The organism is Succinimonas sp. (assembly GCF_045225735.1).
In the GTDB taxonomy this organism is placed as follows: Bacteria; Pseudomonadota; Gammaproteobacteria; order Enterobacterales; family Succinivibrionaceae; genus Succinimonas.
In genome coordinates, this window is sequence record NZ_JBGVBR010000327.1 from 1 (window position 1) to 3,323 (window position 3,323).

A 3,323-nucleotide genomic window follows, 5' to 3' on the forward strand; every position below is an offset into this window, starting at 1 on the left:
CAAAGAGCGCATTAATGGTGGAGGACTTGCCCACGCCGGTGCCGCCGACAATCATGATATTGGCCTGATCATCCCGAAGACGCAGCAAAACCTTCTCCAGCCGGAGTCTTTCGTCTTCATTGGAAACATTCTTGGAGATGACACCGCTCATATAGGTCATAAAATCATCATAGCTTCTCATAATCTTCTTCCTTCTTCTTTGTTAACTGAAAAGACCGCAAAGACCGCCGACAAATCCGCCGACAATGGTGCCTACAACAGGGGGAAGACCAAGGCTTGTGGCGATTCTGGCTCCGACTGCGGCTCCGGACATGGCACCGCTGACAACGCCTTTGATTTTGCCAAGGATCCCTTCCACCATGCCCCGGGTTTCCTCATCATGGCTCTGCCAGACCTCGTCATTCCGGTTGACCTCCTGAACAAGACTGAGCATCTTGTCATCATCCGGCAGATTCTCCAGAATAAAGCACATGAGCTTCAGGAGGTTAAATTTCTCCGTGGCGCTGTAGAACATGACGTTGACGCCCAGATCGCAGGAATTACGGATCCGCTCCTTTACGGAACGCACCTTGTCCGTCATAAAGGCCGTAAGCTCCGGTTCCGGCTTTCTGGCAGCGCTGTCCCAGTGCCGGCCCTTCATGGCCACATCCGTCTGATTGATGGCGACCACAATGCCGTCACGGTAGCGGACACCGGGGGCAATCACCTTCGTAATAAGCTCAAAGGTGCTCATCATGTCTCTTGAGGAGCCGTCCACCACTACCAGCACGAGATCGATAAGGGGATGCCCGGAATCGTTATTGCGCTTCAGAAGATCGCGGATCATTTCCGCCGTGGCGCGATCCTTCTCCGGAGAATCACCGAAGCCCGGAGTGTCCCACAGAGTCAGATTGCTGAAGGTGTACTTCTCGATCTCCCTGGTCTCAGGATCCGTGCCATAGCCTACCTTGGCCTCCTCCATGTTGAAGAGGGCATTAATGGTGGTGCTCTTTCCGGCTCCGGTAGCTCCTGCCAGCAGGATATTGACCCGGTTTTTGGCGAGAATGTCCCTGACGCCGCTGATATAACGGTCACGTTCATCGGAGGTCATGCCCTGGGAGAGTTCAGGACTCTGCTCCATCATTTCAATAAGGGAAGAAAAGGGAGACTTTCTGGCATCAGCATCGGTATTAGGCTTGTTCATAGCGTTCTTCTTCATGGCATTCTCCTTCATAGCGCTTTCGTTCATAAGGCTCTCCTTCATAACATCGTTGACAAAAGTGAAATCGTTCGTATCAGTGAATTTGTTCATTTGTCCTTTCTCATAGTATTTCTCAGCCAAAGTATTTCTCAGCTTCAGGCAGAATCCGGGTTTTGCCGCGCTTCCGGTCATTATGCTCCGAACGCAAAAACACGGTTGTTTCGGCCAAGACGGAAAACCAAGTCCTTCAGGTTCAGTTTTCCTCCGGCCTCCCCTGACAGCATTCCTGCTTATCATCTGCCATCTCCTCTGCTGCCCGTTCCTGCTGCACGCCGTTTCTGCTTACCCTTTCCTGCTAATGCATCATGGTGTCCAGAATGCGGTCGTACACCTTTTTGATATTGAAGTTGTACTTCGCGGAATAGCACAGGGGTCTCTCCACATCGAAGCCCGTGGATTCCCGGATGCGCTCCATCACGGAATCGGCCTTTTCATCAAGGAAGGTGAGAAGCTCGGGGCTGGCTACTTTGCGGTTCTTCCAGAAAACCTGCCTGTGGGTATGCATGGCACAGTCGGCCTGGTTAATGAGCACCAGAAGCTTCCGGGTTGCCAGGAGATTCTTCAGGCGCCCCGTTAAGAGCTTGAAGGTGGTGCCCATTTCCCGGGAGGATCCGTCCACGATAATCGCCACGAGGTCAATCAGCGGAGATACGGTACTGTCGGCATTGGACTTTTTGACATGAAGAAGCTTCAGGATCTCGATTTCATACCGGGCGTCAGCTTCCGCGCTGTCCCCGAGGCCCGGGGTATCCCAGAGATTAATGCTGCGGGAAAGACAGTACTTTTTGATGGCGGAGGTTTCCGGATCCACGCCGGTGCCCACGTCGCTGACCCGGGCGGTGATAAGGGAATTCAGGGTAGAGGACTTCCCCACGCCGGTAGCGCCTGCAAAAAGGATATCAAGACGCTGCTTGCCGGATGCCTTAAGAAAATCCTGCACCTCTTCCTGACGATAGCGAGCGTAAATGATTCGGTTCATGGTCTTGGCCTTCTTTGCGTTTTTTCCCTTGTTCATGGTCTTGCCCTCTTTCATGGTCTGATTCCCTTTCATGGTCTTATCCTCGTTCATGGTCTTTCCGGCGCTGCCGGCCTGCTCACTCAAAACATGCTGTCCGGGCGGTGACCTTGGCTATTGCAGCACGGCGGGCAAATTCCCGGGCAATGTCCCAGCCGGCCTCTTTAATAACCCCCCGGTCGTCATCGGCGCCCCAAGGATGCAGGGAAGGCCAGACAAACATACATACGGGAGTGAATTCGAAGATAACAGTTTTTGAAATTCTTATTCCGGGATAACTGCCGGAACTGATCCCCAGCTTCCTCTTCAGGATGGAAACAGCTATACCCATGGCCGCATCCCGGGAAATCAGCCCCGCGGGATCGAATACCCGGGAAAGACCCATGACCATTGTTTCCATGGCTGAGGCGCTCAGGGGCAAGGCTGGTGTATTCTCAATGCTGAAAAAGCCGGTGCCGGAAGCGCGGGCAGCAGCGCGGATAATGCTCAGGCATCTCAATGTTTCTCTGATGTTCATGATCTGTTCTCCTCTGTTCTGTTAACTCTTAGTCAGATTGTCTCAAATCCGGCCTGTGCCGTTTTTTCTGGTCATAGCCGGAAATCTCCCCGGGGTACCTGGCTAAGATTTCCGTTTCCCTGTCTCCGGCGGCGCGAAGGCTTTCCGGATCCCTGGCAGAGACGTTATGAAGGAAGAGAGATGCAGATTACCGCTCCCCATACCGTAAGTGCGGCCCCGAAAATCACAAGCATTAAGAGATACTCCATCATCGCATCCTCCATGGAAACAAAAGAGCTGAAACAGAGCGGGTAATTCTGAAGCCGGGGATTTCTGCCGGTTTTTCTTAATCTGGTCTCCTCTGATTTTTCCTTAACTCTTGATGGCAATTTTCTCAGATATTGCCCCCGGCATTTTTCCGGGCCATGGCCGGAAATAAGCCCTCTTCCCCTCAGCCGTAAGCGATCTCTCCGGAGAAGCCTGCCGCATCCCGGGAAAACTGCTCGGCAATCTTCCAGCCGGCAGCCTCGGTCAGCATGAGGGAGAGTCCCCCGCTGATGGCGGTTCCGGCC

3 protein-coding genes and 1 pseudogene are annotated in these 3,323 nt (G+C 53.3%); all 4 read right to left on the reverse strand.

The window, feature by feature from the left end:
- Positions 1-181: pseudogene (locus ACJROR_RS11765) on the reverse strand (hypothetical protein); the annotation flags it as partial.
- Between the two features lie 21 nt (positions 182-202).
- Entirely contained in the window at positions 203-1,291 is a 1,089-nt protein-coding gene (locus ACJROR_RS11770) for a GTPase (protein ID WP_406547192.1), read from the reverse strand.
- Positions 1,292-1,535: 244 nt separating this feature from the next.
- Entirely contained in the window at positions 1,536-2,342 is an 807-nt protein-coding gene (locus tag ACJROR_RS11775) for a GTPase (RefSeq protein WP_406547193.1), read from the reverse strand.
- The gene (locus ACJROR_RS11780; RefSeq protein ID WP_406547194.1) at positions 2,335-2,772 is read right to left on the reverse strand and encodes a hypothetical protein; all 438 of its coding nucleotides are present in this window, start codon (positions 2,770-2,772) and stop codon (positions 2,335-2,337) included. Before ACJROR_RS11780 ends, ACJROR_RS11775 begins: the two co-directional genes overlap by 8 nt.
- Positions 2,773-3,323: the final 551 nt, after the last annotated feature.